We start from the raw sequence: 18,229 nt of genomic DNA on the forward strand, positions 1-18,229 counted from the left end.
AGACCCTAGACCCTAGACCTTCCCCACACGGAAAAACACAATGACCAAATACGAACAAATCCAACAAGAACTAGTTGAATCACCAAAGACGTGGTTAGTAACGGGTGTTGCGGGCTTTATTGGCTCAAACCTACTGGAAAAACTACTCAAGCTTGACCAAACCGTAGTGGGTTTAGATAACTTCGCAACAGGCCATCAACACAACTTAGATGAAGTAAAAAGCCTAGTAAGTGAAGCACAGTGGGATCGTTTTACCTTTATTGAAGGAGACATCCGAGAACCGAAAACATGCCAACAAGCCGTAAAAGGTGTTGATTACGTACTACACCAAGCAGCACTCGGTTCTGTACCTCGCTCTATCGCTGATCCACTAACGACAAACGCAGCGAACATCACCGGCTTCTTAAATATGCTGGATGCAGCAAAAGAAGAAGGGGTAAGCAGCTTTACTTATGCTGCAAGCAGCTCGACATACGGTGACCATCCAGCATTGCCAAAAGTGGAAGAAAATATTGGTAACCCGCTTTCTCCTTATGCGGTAACTAAATACGTAAACGAGCTTTATGCCGGTGTATACGCCCGTACTTACGGTTTTAAAACGATAGGGCTTCGTTATTTCAATGTATTTGGTCGCCGACAAGATCCAAACGGCGCTTACGCTGCAGTAATTCCGAAATGGACAGCGGCAATGATCAATGACGAAGATGTCTACATTAATGGAGATGGTGAAACAAGCCGAGATTTTTGCTACATCGATAACGTAGTACAAATGAACCTGTTAGCAGCAACAGCGGAAGAAGACGTAAAAGACGAAGTCTACAACGTAGCTGTTGGTGATAGAACGACACTGAATGATTTGTTCTATGCCATCAAGGGAGCACTGAATAACAATGATATTAAAGTAGAAGCGGAACCAATTTATCGAGATTTCCGTACTGGTGATGTAAGGCACTCACAAGCGAGTATAGCTAAATCTTTTAACTCTTTGGGTTACAAGCCAAATTACAAAATAGGTGAGGGGATATTGGAATCGGTTAAATGGTATTTTAACAACTTGTGCTCGTCAAATGAAAGGTAAGTTATTAAAATCGATGGGTGTTCTTACCGGGGCAACTCTATTTTCTCAAGTTTTAAATTTTATTTTACTTCCTATATACACTAGATTGTACTCACCTGAAGATTTTGAGCTGTTTGCGATCTTTGTTTCTGTAATATCAATATTAATTGTAATATCGTCGTTTAGATTTGAGATTTTTGTGCCAAGAGCTAGCGAGTCTGAAGCCAAGTTGTTATTGGTATTATCAATATCCATTTCGATGTTTTTTTGTTTTTTTGTATATATTTTAGGTATGTTATTAGAAAGTTATATATCTAAAGATATATATGAAGTTTGGTTTCTTATATGCTTTGTTGGGGTTGCATATTCTATTAGTAACTCTATGTATATGTATTTTGTTTCTAAGGATTGGTTTGGAAAAATAGCGTTTTCCAGAATTTTTCAGTCTTTAGTGAGTAATGGGACTCAGTTATCTCTAGCATATACAAGTATTAAATCACTAGGTTTGGTTTTTGGTTATTTGTCCATGCATGCATGCTCATCATTGTATATGATTTACAACTCCAAAATTAATTTAAGAGATATCAAATTTTGTGATTTAAAAAAAACATTTTACCTATATAAAAGAAGAGCCAAGTTATCTTTGTTAGAAGGGATTATGGATGTTGCCTCATATCAGTTGCCAATATTAATTATAGGTCTTAAAGATGATAAAGCTGGTTTTGTATTTATAGCAATGAAGATTATAAACATACCAGTGGCTATGTTTTCTCAGTCATTTTCATCAGTTACATATTCAAAATTATGTAAAATTCAAGATGTCTATGATGTAAAAAGAAATGCTATAAGGTTCGCTAAGTTATCATTTTTAATTTCATTGTTTATCATATTCTCCTTGGGTACATCTAGTTACTTTTTAATAGATATTTTTTTAGGCCATGAATGGGCTTTGGTTAAGGATATTATTATTAAAATGTTGCCTGGTGTTCTTTTGTATTTGTTTTTTTCATCTAATTCAAAATTGTTTTATGTGTTTTCTTTAGAGGGTTTTCTTTCTATTCTAAATACTGTTGGCTTTATTGTAAGAGTAATGCCTATATTGATTATAAGCTATGTAAATATTTCTTATAGTTTAGTGGATGTATTTATATTTACGTTCACAATGCATTATTTGATTTTATCCTTATCAATTGTGAATATATTAAGGCGTTAGTTAATAATGTTTTCCATTGTAATTCCATTGTTTAATAAAGAGTATTCAATAATACGCTCTTTAGATTCTGTATATAATCAAACGTTTAAAAACTACGAGGTCATAATTATTGATGATGGTTCAACCGATAACAGTAAAAAAATTGTTGAAGGCTATATAGAAAATAAATGCAATTTTAAAATTTTTAGCCAAAATAATAGTGGTGTTTCTGAAGCTAGAAATATAGGAGTTAAACGATCTTCTTATGAATTTGTTTGCTTTTTAGATGCAGATGATGAATGGGATTCTAATTTCCTGGAATCAATGAAAAAACTAATTGATACTTATGACGAAGCCTCATTATTTTGTGTCCAACACAAAATGATAAGTACTGATGATAATAAAGTTAAAATTAACAAAAGCTCCTATCCTAATAACTATATGGGGTACGTTGATGATTTTTTTAAGAGATCCCTAAAAGGTAGCATAGCAAATAGCTCTAAAGTTTGCATAAGGAAAGAAAAATTCATTAAATTAGGTGGTTTTCCAGTTGGAGAAAAGTCCGGAGAAGATTTGTTTTTATGGATAAAATTTGCTTTAAACTACCCTGTGGCGTTTTGTAACATCCCTCTTGTGAATGTGTATTTTGTTCCAGATTACTCTAGAGCGGGTAGGGATATTAGTATACCTTATCCATTTTTATACTACTCTGATTCGGCAGAGAGGAATAAAATGACTTTTTGGCTTAAGATGTATTTGAGGAAAATTATAATATCACATTTGTTTTTATCTTTTAAAGAATCCAATCTTACGTCTTTTAAAGCTAGAAGAAGTTCAATCAGGAATGTTTTTCCGATGTTATATTTTTCTCTAGGTTTGCCCTTATTAACTCTCAAGGTGCGTGAATATGTTAAATAAATTATTTTTTTACATGCCTGTTTTTATTCAAAATCTGATTATATCAATATATAACTCCTGGTTGTATAACCAACGACATTCTGGAGTTTATAAAGAAAGGTTGGAGTTCTATAGTAATTATAGAGATATGTCGAATAAAGAAATTGAAGATTATATAAAACATAAGTTATCTAGCTTTCTTCGTTACTCTAAAGAAAAATCAAAATGGTATAGTAAATATAATAGTGCGAAAAATTTACAGGATTTCCCTATTTTGACCAAATATGATTTGATGGATAATTTATCTGAAATACAAACAATTAGTGATAATCAAGGGATAGTTAGTAAAACTGGAGGAACGACAGGGGCCTCTATGAAAGTCGTCTATACTAAAGAAGATATGCAAGAGCGATTTGCTGTCTTGGATTCATTTAGAGCTCAGTATGGATATAAGTTAGGTATAAAGACCGCTTGGTTTAGTGGAAAAGATCTTGTTAATAGAAAGGATATTTCTGCGGGGCGATTTTATAAAGACGACATCTTTAATAAAATTAGGTTCTTTTCTACATTTCATATCAATGAGGATAATTTCTATCACTACTGGCGTGCTTTGGAAAAATATGGTGCTAGATTTGTCGTTGGTTTTCCATCGAGCGTTTTTGAAATATGTATAATTGCAAAAGAAAGAGGTTTGCGATTATCAAATAAAGTAGATGTTTTCTTTCCAACCGCAGAAAATGTGCTTCCAATTCACAGAGATGTTATTAGTGAAGTTCTAGGTTGTAAAATTGTAGATCAATATGCCTCATCCGAAGGCGCTCCTTTTATATTAGAATGTAAATTTGGTCATAAACACATGAATTTGCTTACGGGGGTTTTTGAAGTTGTTGATGATGATTTGAAACCGTCAAGTGAAGGTGAAATGTTAGTTACATCATTTACTACACATGGGACGCCTTTAATTCGTTATAAAATTGGAGATAGAGTTAAGTTGGCAAAAAATAATTCTTGCTTATGTGGTTCATCATTTCCAATAGTTGAAGAGTTAGAAGGTAGAACTACGGATTACATATTATCACCCACATATGGAAAGGTTAACTTGGGTAATATTAGTAATTCAACTAAATCAGTTAAGGGTATAAAGCGATTCCAGGTTATACAAGAATCTAAAAATAATTTAATAGTCAATGTTGAGAGTGGTCCAATATTTAATGAGGAAGAACAAAAAAAATTCGAGAGAGCGTTGGAATCTAGATTTGGAGATATGATTATTGATGTTGTTAAAGTTCAACATATTAAAAGAGAAGCTAGTGGGAAGTTTAGAATAGTAAAGCGATTGGTTGATTAGATTATGATGGAGACTCCTTATGATGCTATAGTTACATTTTTTGTTTTTAATTTTGGCTTAGTGCTTTCTTTATTATTGTCAAAATGGCTAAAAATATCTACAAAAATGGGAGTGTTTTTATATATCTGGCATACAGTTTTTTCTTTTATTTATTTTAATTATATTCTTAATTATGGAGGTGATGCTTTTGATTATTATCTTAAAAGTTTGACTATTGATAATAATGAAACACTTCAGGGATATTATTTGGGCTCTGGTATGATCGTTAGGTTGGTTGAGCCTTTTAGTAGTTTGCTTACTATGCCTTTTATTGCTGTTAATTTATTATTTAATATATTTGGTTCAATTGGACTTTTAGCGTTCTACGCCAGTTTGATGTATGCAGTAGGGGATAGAGGGAAATATGGTAAGATACTTGCTCGCATCATTGTACTACTACCTTCGATAAGCTATTGGACATCTGCAGTAGGAAAAGACTCATTGTTCTTTATGGGGGTTGGCTTGCTATTGTGGTCTTATATTAGTTTGAGGGAGAGATTAGCGTATGCAATCACTTCCTTGTTAATAATATTTCTTGTCCGACCACATATGGGTGGGCTAATAATTGCATCTCTAGTAATGTCGATTTTTTTTAAAAAAAACGTAAATATTGCCTACCGTACTGCTATTCTTGCTTCTTCTCTAGGATTATTATTTGCTCTTTTCCCTTATATTACTAAATATGTTGGCTTAAATGATGCCTCTAGCAGTAGTGACGTAATGGAGTATATTGAAACAAGGCAAGAATATAATCAATCTGGGGGGGGGGGATTGATATCTCTCAGATGAGTTATCCTATGAAAATGTTTACGTATATGTTTAGGCCCTTGCTTAATGAAGCTGCTAGCTTTTCTTCCTTGATGGCATCTGTAGATAATACTTTTATTTTGATTGTTTTTTGTTTTGGCTTCTATTGGTTTTTTAAAAATAACAATGTAAATAAAAGGAATTACTATTTCTTAATTATTTATGGTGTCTTGGGTTGGTCTATTTTGGCCATGACTACAGCAAACTTGGGAATAGCTGTTAGGCAGAAATGGATGATTATTCCCTTCTTTTTTTTCGTTTTTTTGTTTTCTATGTATAGTTATAAAAAAAGGCTAGGTTTTGAAAGATAATTTTGTTTTATTGGGTGCTTTGCCTCAATCAATCGTTAATTTTAGAGGGGAGTTAGTTCGTAGGATAGGAAATTTAGAGTATCAAGTATTCGCATTGGCTTCTGACGCAGATAGCAAAGAGATAGAGAACATAGAAAAGTTAGGTGCCAAATACATTAATTATCCTATTTTCCGAAATGGTTTGAATCCATATCATGATATATTAACATTACTATCTCTCATAAAAATTTTAGCAAAGGTTCAACCAAAGGTAGTACTCTCTTACACGATAAAGCCTATTATATGGGGTGGCCTTGCAGCAAGGTTTACAAACGTCAAATCTTTTTATGCGATGATTACTGGTCTTGGCTATGCCTTTCAAAAAGGTGGGGCGGCAAAGAACTTACTCAATACTCTCGTTAAATTCCTGTACCGTTCAGCATTGAAGAAGTCTAAAGGCGTTATTTTTCAAAACAGAGACAACATGCAAGTCTTTATTGATGAAGGCATTATCCCAAAAGAAAAATGTTTTCTCGTAAATGGTTCGGGGGTCGATCTCAGCCATTACAGCTTATCTCCTTTACCTTCTACTCCACACTTTCTGTTAATTGCCCGGTTACTAGGCGATAAAGGGATAAGAGAATACGCTCAAGCTGCTAAGTTAGTTAAGCAGAAGTATCCTGAAGCAGTATTTGAGTTAGTTGGCCCTGAAGACCCATCTCCTGATGGTATCAAGCTTGATGAGGTTCACCAATGGACTAAGTCTGGAGCGATTAAATACAGTGGCGCAACCACAGATGTGCGTCCATTTATTGAAAACTGCGCTATTTATGTACTGCCCTCTTATCATGAAGGAATGCCTCGTACAGTGTTAGAGGCGATGGCGATGGGTAGACCAATCTTAACCACTGATGTGCCAGGTTGTAGAGAAACGGTAATTGATGGCGAAAATGGTTGGTTAGTTGAAAAAGCCAATGCAGAACAGCTTGCAGAAAAAATGATCTGGTTTATCGAGAACCAAGACAAGTGGCAGGAAATGGGCAAAAGCAGTCACGATATGGCATATGAAAAATTTGATGTCCATAAAGTTAATGCGGAAATTTTAAAAATCATGGGACTATCTAATGAAAAGGATATTTGATTTCACGGCTTCTTTATGTGGCCTTATTTTACTTTCGCCAATTATCGCGCTCGTGGCTTGGAAAATACGTAAGAACTTAGGCTCGCCTGTATTGTTTCGTCAAACACGTCCTGGTTTGCATGGTAAGCCGTTTGAAATGGTTAAGTTCCGTACCATGAAAGATGCGGTCGATGCACAAGGGAATCCACTTCCTGATTCCGAGCGAATGACTCCGTTCGGAGATAAATTGAGAAATTCAAGTCTCGATGAACTTCCAGAATTGTGGAACGTGTTAAAGGGTGAGATGAGCTTAGTGGGGCCACGTCCTTTATTAATGCAGTACTTACCACTTTACAATAAAGAGCAAGCAAGACGTCACGAAGTAAGGCCTGGCGTAACGGGCTGGGCTCAAATTAATGGGCGTAATGCAATCAGCTGGGAAGATAAGTTTAAGCTGGATGTGTGGTATGTCGATAATCGTAACCTATGGTTAGATATTAAGGTTTTGTTCTTAACAGTAAAAAAGGTTTTTATTAAAGAAGGCATTAGTGCAGAAGGTGAAGCTACAATGCCATACTTTGAAGGGAAACAGAAAAAATGAAAAAAATAATCGGCGTCTATGGGGCTAGTGGGTTCGGTAAAGAAGTCATGCCACTTGCTAAACAGCAGTATGGTAGTGAACATGAGTTTGTTTTTATTGATGATGGAGCCAGCTACTCTGAGTTAAATAATATCTTGGTTTGTAGTTACGAGCAGTTTTTGGCTAGAGAAGAAGAAAGTAAGTCTATTGTGATAGCCATCGCTAATTCTCAAGTTCGCCAGACTATATCTGAGAAACTATCTCGAGATGGAATACAGCAATTACAAATAGTGTCTAATAACGCAGTTGTTTTAGATTGTAATGAGATATCAGAGGGGATGATTCTTTGTCCATTTACAACCGTTACCTCTAATACAAAAATAGGTAAATGTTTTCACGCGAATATATATAGCTATGTTGCACATGACTGTGTCATTGGTGATTACGTTACATTCGCTCCAAGTGTAAAGTGTAATGGTAATGTACATATTGAAGATCATGCTTATATAGGAACCGGTGCAATGATCAAGCAAGGAACTCCTGAGAAACCAATTGTTATTGGTAAGGGAGCGGTTGTAGGCATGGGGGCTGTAGTAACCAAAAGCGTGAAGCCTGGTGATGTCGTTTTTGGTGTTCCTGCCAAATCGATCAAGAGAGGTAAGTAATATGAACCTTGGCGGTAGTGTTCCAATTGAAAGTATAGAGATTGGAATGTCAGTTTCTTATTCGCAAACTATTACTGATGCTGATATTAAGCAGTTCGCCGGCTTATCTGGAGATCATAATCCAGTTCATCTCGATGAAGTTTATGCGGCTGAATCTAGGTATAAACGAAGAATTGCTCACGGTTTGATCTCTGGTAGTTTTTTTTCCGCTTTATTTGGCACCAAATTACCTGGCCCAGGATGTGTTTACGTTGGTCAGTCATTTAATTTTAAACGACCTGTTTATATTGGTGACACAGTTACAGCGTCAGCAACAGTAAAATCGATCGATCTTAAAAAACGTCGAGTACACTTTGACACCGTTTGTAAAGTCAAAAACAAAACGGTTATTGACGGTACCGCTGAAATCTACATTCCATAGGTTTATCTAATGCTTAATACTCCATTTTCTCCATGGCCTTCTTTTACTCAAGAAGAGGCCGATGCAGTGCGTCGTGTACTACTGTCAAACAAAGTAAACTACTGGACGGGTAGTGAGTGCCGTGAGTTCGAAAAAGAATTCGCAGCATGGGCTGGTTGTGAGCATGCCGTTGCTCTTAGTAACGGAACTCTTGCGCTTGATGTAGCGCTTAAAGCATTAAATATAGGTAAAGGTGATGAGGTTATTACGACACCTAGAACGTTTCTTGCCTCAGCGTCTTCGATTGTTACGGCTGGTGCTAATCCTGTTTTTGCGGATGTAGATCTAAACAGCCAAGCCATTACTGCTGAGTCAATTGAAGCAGTGCTGACACCACAGACTAAAGCTGTCATTGTTGTTCATTTGGCTGGTATGCCGGCAGAAATGGATGCCATCATGGCGCTTGCAGAAAGACATGGTTTTTATGTTATTGAAGATTGTGCTCAAGCACATGGCGCGAAATATAAAGGCCGCAGTGTCGGTACAATTGGTCACATTGGTGCTTGGTCATTCTGTCAAGATAAGATCATGACGACAGGTGGTGAAGGCGGCATGGTGACCACGAATGATAAAGATTTGTGGTCAAAAATGTGGTCTTACAAAGATCATGGTAAAAACTATGACGCGATTTATAACCGTCAGCATCCACCAGGCTTTCGCTGGTTGCACGACAGCTTTGGAACCAACTGGCGTATGACTGAGCTACAAGCTGTGGTTGGTCGTATTCAATTGACTCGCATGTCAGAGTGGACGGCAAAACGCCAAGCCAATGCGGCACAAATCGATGAGGCTGTTGCAGATCTCAATATTGTTCGACGCGTTCACGTACCTGAGCATTCGCAGCACGCTGAATACAAACATTACCTTTTTGTTGAGCCTAAACATTTGGCAGAGGGCTGGACGAGAGATCGCATTGTGGAAACCATTGTGGAACGTGGTGTTCCGGCTTATCAAGGTAGCTGCTCTGAGGTGTATTTAGAAAAAGCATTTGATAATACGCCATGGCGACCAGAAAAACGTTTGCCGAATGCAGTGCAGTTAGGTGAAACCAGTTTAATGTTTTTGGTTCATCCAACATTATCGTCAGAAGAAGTCGCTAAAACGTGCGGTGTGATCCGTGAAGTGTTGTTAGAAGCGCAGAAGTAAACCAGTTCAGTCTAAGTGGGACGCATAAATAATAGTGCTTTAATATGTCGTTATTTATGTTTTCCTGTAACAGCGTCCCACCACTTGATGAAAATGTAAAATGTCTGCTACACAGATTGCTTAAAAGATGCGATGCAGTGAGAGAATATGCAATTAATGGTTCTATACATAATCATCAGGTTGTATAATCTTTGCTCAGGCTATCTCATAATATTAACTAGCATTACCACCAAACTCTAAAAATAAACTTGGGGTAATGAGGCTTACATACTGTCATGATTGAAAATAATTCCAAACTTAACGTCATTTGGTCTTTACCGAGATATCAAAAGCGCCTTATTAGTATCGGAGTGGATTTCTTTATTATCTCTGCTGCTTTTATGTTTGCTTATTGGTCTCGCATTGGTGAATTCCGCCCACTTCCAGATACAAGCAGTAACTATGTACTGTTGACAACCATTGTGTGTACGCTTGCTGTTTTTGTCTCGTTTGGCCTCTATCGAGCGGTGCTACGCTATTTAGGCTTTCATGTTCTGGCAGTCGTCGGGTTGGGTACGATTCTATCTGCGCTTTGTGTGGCCAGTTTTGCTTTCGCATTTGATGCCCAACTACCACGCTCGATTCCTTTTATTTATGCCGCTTTTCTTGCGATCGGAGTAGGGACTAGCCGTCTGCTGGTAAGGAGCTTGGTTGCTCAATCGGTACACAAAGCTGGAGCGCCAGTTCTTATTTATGGTGCTGGTAGTGCCGGTCGTGAGCTTGCGTTTGCGCTGCGACAATCAGAAACCTACCGAGTTATTGGCTTTGTCGACGAAGACAAAACGCTTCAAAACACAATGCTAATGGGTTACCGAGTCTATACAGCGGATAACGCGATGAAGGCGATTAGAAAGTATGAAGTAAAAAAAATCTTACTTGCTATTCCTAGCGCTTCAAACAAACGCCGTAAGGAAGTCTTAGATAGAATTTCGAAACTGCCTGTTGAAATCCAAACCGTTCCAGATATGAAAGATATCCTTACGGGTAAGGCGAAAATTGATGAACTGAAAGAGGTTCCGATTGGTGATTTGTTAGGTCGAGACCCTGTTCAGCCGCAACAAGTATTAATGGAAGCGAACATCAAGAATCAAGTAGTGATGGTGACGGGAGCTGGTGGTTCAATTGGCTCTGAGTTATGTCGTCAGATTTTAAACTACTCGCCAAAATCATTGATCTTATTTGAACTGTCTGAATTTGCGTTGTATCAGGTGCACAGTGAATTGAGTCAAATCATTAAAGCTAACAATCTGAGCATTGTCGTCGTTCCATTGGTTGGCTCTGTGCAGAGACAAAATCGCTTAGAAACTACCATGAAAGCCTTTGAAGTGGACACGGTTTACCATGCTGCGGCGTACAAACATGTTCCGCTGGTGGAGTACAACGTTGTTGAAGGTGTAAGAAACAATGTGTTTGGCACTTACTATACAGCGCAAGCGGCGATTGATGCAGGTGTGAAGAATTTTGTTCTTATTTCTACTGATAAGGCTGTTAGACCAACGAACGTGATGGGTGCGACTAAACGTATGGCTGAGTTAGGCCTACAGGCGTTGGCACAGCAACAAAACCGAATTCGTGAGAGCAACCCTAATCTGGGTACGCGTTTCTGTATGGTGCGCTTTGGTAATGTTTTGGGTTCGTCTGGCTCGGTAATTCCTGTATTCAAAAAACAGATTGAGAAGCGAGAACCTATTACGGTCACCCACAAAGACATTACTCGATACTTTATGACAATTCCAGAAGCTGCCCAGTTGGTTATTCAAGCTGGGGCGATGGGTAAAGGTGGCGATGTATTTGTTCTCGATATGGGGGAGCCCGTTAAGATTGTCGATCTAGCGAAGAACTTGGTTTACCTGTCAGGACTTGAAGTTAAAGATGAAAACAATCCTCATGGCGATATAGAGATTCTCTTCACAGGTTTGAGACCGGGAGAGAAGTTATATGAAGAGCTGTTGATTGGAGATGACAATGTTTCCGAAACGGCACACGCACGTATTATGACAGCGCAAGAAAGTTACCTACCACTAAAAGAGTATGAAATCTTAATCGACAAGCTCGATGTCGCCTGTCACAACTTCCAACACGAAGTGATTCGTCGCTTGTTACTCGATGCTCCTACAGGCTTTAATCCGGTGGACGGCATTGAAGATCTCGTATGGAAGCAAAATACTCGCACTGCGGAGTTATATACTTTTGAACCAAAGCAAAGTAATGCAAGTGAAACTTGATGCTTTTGTTTGGTTGGTAAATAATAGAAAAATTAATAAGATATGTTGTCTTGGTGCTCGCAGTGGTGGTTTGTTTACTACGAGCGTAACGTGAACATGTCGTAATCTCAAAAAGGCACTTCTGAGTGCCTTTTTCTGTATTCAATACATTAACAGTGGCTAAAACTGATGGCACAGAAAACGATAAAAACAGGGATAGCAGCATTATCGCTGCCGCTATTGGTAAGTACTTCTCTTACCGCTCAGGAGTTGGCGACGCTACCTTCGAACCAAAGCTTTACCGGATTGACTTTTACGCCCAATGCACAGTCTTTAAATTACGGCGATTTTTCTTTTACGTACGCTCAAGGCTTACCATTTAGGACGGCAGTTCAAGATTTAGATTCTCTAAAATTCTCGTTCGGTATGTTTGATGGTTTGGAAGCTCACGGAAGAATTGTAACGGATGACTATACTTCAAATTGTTTTTACGATTGTGGTGATACCCGTGATTTATCTATGTCTTTCAAGTATCAGGTCCCTAACTTTTGGGGATCGGAGAATCTCGATTTTGCTCTAGGTATTCAGGACTTAGGTGGCTCAGCCAATCAGTTCAGTACGAAATATGCGGTTGCTGATTACTCGTTCGACTTTGCTCCGGTTCGCGTTTCTGCAGGTTATGGGCTTTCTGATATCGAATTAGGAGTGATGGATGGCCCATTCGGTGGTATTGAATATCAACCATTGAGCTTTTTGCAGGTTAGCGGAGAATACGATGCTGTGGAGTTTAACTCTTCGGTTAAGCTTTTTACCCCACAAGGCACATTGCCTTATGATGTGACAGCCTCGCTCAGTTATCAGCTCTACTCTGGCCACAATACTGATGAACAAAATATTTGGAACGCGGCACTTTCAGTACCTCTAGTTACTGGGTATACACGTTCTCGCGATTACTCGCGCAATAATCTCACGTTAATGGAAAAGCTGTCTTTGGAGCAGAATAAAGCTAAAGAGGCTTCTATCTCTGCTTTAGTGAGCGCGCTTCGTAATGAAGGCTTTGTGAATATTCAAATCGGTTTGTTGAATCAAACAACAGTAGTGGCGCTAGAAAACCGTCGTTATAACCATAACCAAGTAGATGGTTTAGGTGTTGCTATGGGGATCATCTCTAGCCACCTAGGTCAAAACGCGGTATCAGAAGTGGGTGGTGATTCAGAGCGTATTGAGCTATTTATGCTCGCAAACCAAAAGCCCGTTGTTAGTGTGCAAGCGAATTCAACGTGCTATCAGAGTTTTATCAATGGTTCTGCTGCGTGCGAGGATATTAAGTTCACGACACGAGATTTAGCCGAAAAACTTGAGTTGGTTAACTGGAAAACAGAGCGCGTAAATAGCGGCGCACTAGACTCTCAACTTGTCTTTTCACCAATGGTTCGTCATGCCGTTGCGACCGAGTTTGGTGTTTATGACTACTCTTTTGCGATGTCGAGTAACTTATATACCTACCTTTGGTCTGGCGCGGCTGTCGATGTTCGCCATATTTTGCCGTTAGCGGAAACTGACGATTATGAAAAATGGGGATACTTTGAGGATAGTGCTTACGAAAATGATATCGAACGCGCAATGTTGCACCAATTCTTCCGTTTACCTTATGTCGATATTGCGAACCAAGTATCCGTCGGTCTGGCGAAAACAGATTATATTGGCGCGAGAAGTGAGTCTACATGGTTTTCTCAGTCTGGTGCGCACGCTTTGAGTTTGGAAATGAGCTACTTCCAGCACGTCGATGAGAAAGATGAAAATGGCTATGAAACTCTCGATCGTCAAACTTCGCTAGCTCGCTATACTTTTTCAATGCCCGAATGGGATTGGCAGTTTAACGCGACAGCGGGTGAGTTTTGGCGGGGGGATGTTGGTGCTAAGCTAACAACATCGCATTGGTTTGAGGATATTGAGGTTTCTGCTACTTATCAGGTTACTAAGTACAAAGATACTGATGAAGAGCAGTTTGTCGCTGTGTCAGTCAAGCTACCACTAACACCTTGGCGAGATATGTCACCTGGCTTATTGCAGGTTCGAGGTAACGAAGCTTATGACTTTAATGTGATGACGCGAGTAGGCAATGACGTCAATTTCTTAAGTGATGGACAAGGTGATGAGCTTATCATGGACAACAGCATGCTACGTCGTTACTTCAACCGTGGTCGTTATGGTAGCGATTACTTTGAAGAGAATAAGATTCGCTTACGTAACGCCTACCTGCGTTACTTATCAACTCAGTTAGACTAAACCCATAGATCAGTACGATGTATAAAAGCGGCCAATGTGCCGCTTTTTTATTTTCTAATGTATGAAGCTTAGGTTGCACAATATTGTTTCACTATCCAAAAATTAAAACTATTGATATTCTGATATAAGAACTAAAGATTAGGGTATTGGAATGAAAATAGCGGTTGCCGGTACGGGGTATGTCGGGCTCTCTAATGCGATGTTGTTAGCCCAAAACCACCAAGTTGTTGCACTTGATATTGTAGAAAAAAAAGTTGAGTTGCTTAACAACAAGTGTTCACCCATTGTAGATAAAGAAATTGAAGATTTTCTGTCTAATCGAGAACTAGACTTTACTGCTACCACGGACAAAGAGCTCGCCTACAAAGGTGCTGATTTTGTTGTTATAGCAACGCCAACGGATTATGACCCACAAACCAATTACTTTAATACGGCTTCCGTCGAAGCGGTGATAAAAGATGTAATGGCGATTAATCCAAATGCTGTAATGGTAATTAAGTCTACAGTGCCTGTGGGTTATACTGCACGCATTAAGCAAGAGTTAGGTTGTGAAAATATTATTTTCTCGCCAGAGTTTCTTCGCGAAGGCAAAGCACTTTACGATAACCTCCACCCATCTCGCATCATTGTTGGTGAGCGCAGTTCACGTGCTGAGACATTCGCCAATCTTCTAGTTGAAGGGGCGGTAAAAGAAGACATCCCAGTTTTGTTTACTGATTCTACAGAAGCTGAAGCGGTTAAGTTGTTCTCAAATACTTACCTTGCAATGCGCGTAGCTTATTTCAATGAGTTAGATTCTTACGCTGAGACGCATAATCTTGACTCTCGCCAAATTATCGAAGGTGTTGGTTTGGACCCCCGTATTGGTAACCACTACAACAATCCTTCATTTGGATATGGTGGTTATTGTTTACCAAAAGATACCAAGCAACTTCGTGCAAACTATCAAGATGTCCCAAACAGTATTATTGGGGCCATAGTGGAAGCCAATCGAACTCGTAAAGACTTTATTGCTGAGTCTATTCTCAAACGAGAACCTAAAGTGGTTGGGATATACCGTTTGATAATGAAAGCTGGCTCAGATAATTTCCGCGCTTCGTCTATTCAAGGTATTATGAAGCGTATCAAGGCAAAGGGTATTGAAGTGGTGGTGTATGAACCAGTACTTCAGGAAGACGAGTTCTTTAACTCACGTGTAATCAACGACCTGAATGAGTTTAAACAAAGCGCCGATGTGATTGTCTCTAACCGTATGGTTGAAGAACTTACTGATGTGGCTGATAAGGTGTACACGCGAGACCTATTTGGTAGTGATTAGACTTTAGTTAAGATGATCGTGTGTAATCTAATACACAAACAAAAAGGGATGCATGATGCATCCCTTTGTTATTTTTACTCTCAGTAAAAACGAGATTAAGCTTTTGCTTTAGCCGCTGCTTTAGCGATTGCTGCGAAGCTTTTCGCGTCTAGAGAAGCACCGCCAACTAGAGCGCCGTCGATGTCTGGTTGTGAGAAGTAAGCTTCAGCGTTTTCTGGCTTAACAGAACCGCCGTATTGGATGATTACTTGTGCTGCAACTGCTTCGTCTTTCGCTGCGATTAGTGCGCGGATAGAAGCGTGGATGCGTTGTGCGTCTTCAGCAGTTGCTGCTTTACCAGTACCGATAGCCCAGATTGGTTCGTAAGCGATGATTGCGCCGTTTAGAGCTTCAACACCGTAAGTGTCGATAACTGCGTTGATTTGACGTGCACATACAGCTTCAGTTTCGCCAGCTTCGTTTTGCGCTTCAGACTCACCGATACAGAAAACAGGTGTTAGGCCGTTTTCTTTTAGGAAGTTGAATTTCTTAGCGATAAACTCGTCAGATTCGTTGTGGTATTCACGACGCTCTGAGTGACCGATGATGATGTGAGTAGCACCGAAATCTTTCAGCATTTCTGGAGACATATCGCCAGTGAACGCACCGCTGTTGTTTAGGTCAGTGTTTTGAGCACCTAGGATGATCTTGTTACCGCCTTCAGCGATTACGCGCTCTGCTAGGTCGATGTAAAGTGCTGGTGGAGCGACTGCTACGTCAACACCTTCAACGCCTTCAAGTTCAGCGTTAAGACCAGTTAGCAGCTCAGTTACCATTGCTTTGCTGCCGTTTAGTTTCCAGTTACCCATCACTACAGGACGACGCATAGGAATATCTCCCTTATCTTTAATGTAAATAGTCAATTAATGTAAAAAATCTACGTAGGAATATAACAGAATAATGTGAACAGATCATGATTGGCGTCATGTCTTGTCCGGCTTTATTTGTTGATTCGACCAAGCATCGATCCTGTTATTTTTGTCAAAAGCAACCGATTGGTGATCGCGTAGACAGAATGATAGTTCATTCCTCGGAAATTGCTGCTGAGATTGGTATTACTACGCGCTGGAATTAATTGTTGTAGAAAGGAATCAAAATGCCAAATCTCGTTTTAGAGTATTCAAACTCGGTGGAAGAACGCGTCAATGTTCAGGGGTTGCTGGAGGATTTACATAAAACGGCGTTAGAAAGTGGCCTTTTTGAACTCGCGTCAGTGAAATCTAGAACGCTCCGGTGCCACAATTGGTTAATAGGAGAGGAGGGTGATAGCCTCGACTTTATCCATATCAACTTTGATTTGTTATCTGGTCGCTCCCAAGAACAAAAGCGAGAACTGTCACGAGCCTTGATGGCGACACTTCAAGAGCAAGCTAGTCACGTGCACAGTTTAACGGTCAATATCCGAGACATGGATATAGATAGCTTCCAAAAGGTAGTGAACTAGGTGGTGCTGGATTGCCCGAGAATAGCGAGGGGTTATTGTTACGAATTCTCAGCCTGGCTCTGCTTGTTATATGGGCGTTGTGGGCACCCAAGCTATCGGTGTCCTTTCCAAACTATATTGACTCGGCTAATCTATAACCTTTCTATTTTGGGGTGAAATTTGATGTCGACTAAAGAGTTACTGTTTTCTTTTCAAGGACGTATAAACCGTAAAACCTACTGGATTTGGAACGTCATTTACTATGTGTCCATTCTAGGCTTTGGTGCCGGTATTAGCCAGCTGCTTCCTACTCTCTCCTATGTGCTTCTTCCTATTTTCTTGGTGGTTCTGTTGCTCCCTGATTTGGCGATAACTACCAAGCGTTGGCACGACCGCAACAAATCGATCTATTGGCTAGCACTGAATATTCCGTTGATTATCGGACGAATTGCCACGCCAATGACTAGCCCTGCCGCGCAAGAGCCGTCGACCCCACAGATGTTCGTTGCTTCCATTTCTCTGATTTGTGGTTTATGGATTCTAATTGAATGTGGCTTCTTAAAAGGAACATCAGGACCAAACCAATATGGCCCTGAGCCGGAGTAATTGCTTCAAGTATCGTGCGTGCTGAAAGTAGATTCTTAGTCTCGCTAAGGCTCGCTAGAATGACGAGCTCTTTTTATTTAGAGGCTCTTAAAGTCATCGTCATTCTGAACAACGAGGAACGAGGTGATTCAGAATCTATCATCCGGTTGAGTAGTGGTTAAGCTGAGCGGGAAAGAATAGGAGTTTGCTGTTATGAGACTCTTAGTCTCGCTAAGGCTCGCTAGAATGACGCTCCCCTTTGGTTTAGAGGTTGTTAAACTCACCGTCATTCTGAACAACGAGGAACGAGCGTGATTCAGAATCTATCATCCGGTTGAGAATGACTAAGGTGAGAGCAAAAGAATAGGAGCTTGCTGTTGGCAGGTTCTTAGCCTTGCCGAGACTCGTTAGAATGACGAATTCTTTTGATTTAGAGACTGTGAAAGCCATCGTCATTCTGAACAGCGAAGAACGAGGTGGTTCAGAATCTATTATCCGATTGTGCGGTGGTTTAGGTGAGCGGGAGAGAATAGGAGCTTGCTGTTACCAGATTCTTAGTCTCGCTGCGGCTCGCTAGAATGACGGACTCTTTTGATTTAGAGGCTGTTAAACTCACCGTCATTCTGAACTGCGAGGGACGAGCGTGATTCAGAATCTATCGTCCGTTTGAGCAGTGGTTAAGCTGAGCGGGAAAGAATAGGAGCTTGCTGTTACCAGATTCTTAGTTTCGC

Annotated in this window: 18 protein-coding genes; 17 read left to right on the top strand and 1 reads right to left on the bottom strand. The window is 39.7% G+C overall.

From position 1 onward, the window contains the following. Positions 1 to 40: 40 nt before the first annotated feature. The 14 genes from KI742_RS02295 to KI742_RS02360 all read left to right on the top strand — a co-directional run bounded on the left by KI742_RS02295 (position 41) and on the right by KI742_RS02360 (position 15,451). Positions 41 to 1,078, top strand: coding sequence for an NAD-dependent epimerase/dehydratase family protein (locus tag KI742_RS02295; protein ID WP_285385104.1), 1,038 nt, complete (start codon positions 41 to 43; stop codon positions 1,076 to 1,078). Continuing rightward, on the top strand, positions 1,068 to 2,270 hold the full coding sequence (locus KI742_RS02300) for a lipopolysaccharide biosynthesis protein (RefSeq protein WP_285385106.1): 1,203 nt from the start codon (positions 1,068 to 1,070) through the stop codon (positions 2,268 to 2,270). Before KI742_RS02295 ends, KI742_RS02300 begins: the two co-directional genes overlap by 11 nt. Before the next feature lie 6 nt (positions 2,271 to 2,276). Next, on the top strand, positions 2,277 to 3,167 hold the full coding sequence (locus KI742_RS02305) for a glycosyltransferase family A protein (RefSeq protein ID WP_285385107.1): 891 nt from the start codon (positions 2,277 to 2,279) through the stop codon (positions 3,165 to 3,167). Continuing rightward, positions 3,157 to 4,494: a hypothetical protein gene (locus KI742_RS02310; protein WP_258484462.1), complete on the top strand. Its 1,338-nt coding sequence runs from the start codon at positions 3,157 to 3,159 to the stop codon at positions 4,492 to 4,494. The genes KI742_RS02305 and KI742_RS02310 overlap by 11 nt, the downstream gene beginning before the upstream one ends. 3 nt (positions 4,495 to 4,497) lie before the next feature. Continuing rightward, positions 4,498 to 5,322 (top strand): hypothetical protein, encoded by an 825-nt coding sequence (locus KI742_RS02315; RefSeq protein ID WP_285445293.1) that lies wholly within the window; start codon positions 4,498 to 4,500, stop codon positions 5,320 to 5,322. Positions 5,323 to 5,330: 8 nt separating this feature from the next. Then, positions 5,331 to 5,651: a hypothetical protein gene (locus KI742_RS02320; RefSeq protein ID WP_285445294.1), complete on the top strand. Its 321-nt coding sequence runs from the start codon at positions 5,331 to 5,333 to the stop codon at positions 5,649 to 5,651. Beyond that, positions 5,641 to 6,771 carry a glycosyltransferase family 4 protein gene (locus KI742_RS02325; protein WP_258484463.1) on the top strand — a complete coding sequence of 377 codons (1,131 nt, stop codon included), beginning with the start codon at positions 5,641 to 5,643 and terminating at the stop codon, positions 6,769 to 6,771. Before KI742_RS02320 ends, KI742_RS02325 begins: the two co-directional genes overlap by 11 nt. Continuing rightward, a complete protein-coding gene (locus KI742_RS02330) occupies positions 6,755 to 7,351 on the top strand; it encodes a sugar transferase (RefSeq protein ID WP_258484464.1) in 597 nt (198 codons plus the stop codon). Before KI742_RS02325 ends, KI742_RS02330 begins: the two co-directional genes overlap by 17 nt. Next, on the top strand, positions 7,348 to 7,995 hold the full coding sequence (locus KI742_RS02335; RefSeq protein ID WP_138939731.1) for an acetyltransferase: 648 nt from the start codon (positions 7,348 to 7,350) through the stop codon (positions 7,993 to 7,995). The genes KI742_RS02330 and KI742_RS02335 overlap by 4 nt, the downstream gene beginning before the upstream one ends. 1 nt (position 7,996) lies before the next feature. Beyond that, positions 7,997 to 8,416, top strand: coding sequence for a MaoC family dehydratase (locus KI742_RS02340; RefSeq protein ID WP_138939732.1), 420 nt, complete (start codon positions 7,997 to 7,999; stop codon positions 8,414 to 8,416). A gap of 9 nt (positions 8,417 to 8,425) precedes the next feature. Further along, positions 8,426 to 9,601 (top strand): DegT/DnrJ/EryC1/StrS aminotransferase family protein, encoded by a 1,176-nt coding sequence (locus tag KI742_RS02345; RefSeq protein ID WP_258484465.1) that lies wholly within the window; start codon positions 8,426 to 8,428, stop codon positions 9,599 to 9,601. A gap of 275 nt (positions 9,602 to 9,876) precedes the next feature. Next, positions 9,877 to 11,865: a nucleoside-diphosphate sugar epimerase/dehydratase gene (locus KI742_RS02350; protein WP_262636643.1), complete on the top strand. Its 1,989-nt coding sequence runs from the start codon at positions 9,877 to 9,879 to the stop codon at positions 11,863 to 11,865. Between the two features lie 168 nt (positions 11,866 to 12,033). After that, the gene (locus tag KI742_RS02355) at positions 12,034 to 14,133 is read left to right on the top strand and encodes a YjbH domain-containing protein (protein WP_225491712.1); all 2,100 of its coding nucleotides are present in this window, start codon (positions 12,034 to 12,036) and stop codon (positions 14,131 to 14,133) included. Positions 14,134 to 14,284: 151 nt separating this feature from the next. Further along, positions 14,285 to 15,451, top strand: coding sequence for a nucleotide sugar dehydrogenase (locus KI742_RS02360; RefSeq protein WP_213912282.1), 1,167 nt, complete (start codon positions 14,285 to 14,287; stop codon positions 15,449 to 15,451). Between the two features lie 95 nt (positions 15,452 to 15,546). On the opposite strand, the gene tpiA is transcribed toward KI742_RS02360, so the two are convergent. Further along, positions 15,547 to 16,317, bottom strand: coding sequence for a triose-phosphate isomerase (gene tpiA / locus KI742_RS02365; RefSeq protein WP_005384863.1), 771 nt, complete (start codon positions 16,315 to 16,317; stop codon positions 15,547 to 15,549). A 269-nt stretch (positions 16,318 to 16,586) separates the two neighbouring features. On the opposite strand from tpiA, the gene KI742_RS02370 reads away from it, so the two are divergent. From KI742_RS02370 to KI742_RS02380, 3 genes are all read left to right on the top strand, one after another. Then, complete coding sequence (locus KI742_RS02370) at positions 16,587 to 16,934, top strand: 5-carboxymethyl-2-hydroxymuconate Delta-isomerase (protein WP_017820736.1); 348 nt, start codon at positions 16,587 to 16,589, stop codon at positions 16,932 to 16,934. Positions 16,935 to 17,096: 162 nt separating this feature from the next. After that, positions 17,097 to 17,519, top strand: a complete 423-nt coding sequence (locus tag KI742_RS02375) for a DUF805 domain-containing protein (protein ID WP_213872537.1) — start codon at positions 17,097 to 17,099, stop codon at positions 17,517 to 17,519. Between the two features lie 391 nt (positions 17,520 to 17,910). After that, complete coding sequence (locus KI742_RS02380) at positions 17,911 to 18,075, top strand: hypothetical protein (protein ID WP_155486696.1); 165 nt, start codon at positions 17,911 to 17,913, stop codon at positions 18,073 to 18,075. The last annotated feature ends 154 nt before the right edge of the window (positions 18,076 to 18,229 follow it).

This window comes from Vibrio sp. D417a, from assembly GCF_030248595.1.
GTDB lineage: Bacteria > Pseudomonadota > Gammaproteobacteria > Enterobacterales > Vibrionaceae > Vibrio > Vibrio alginolyticus.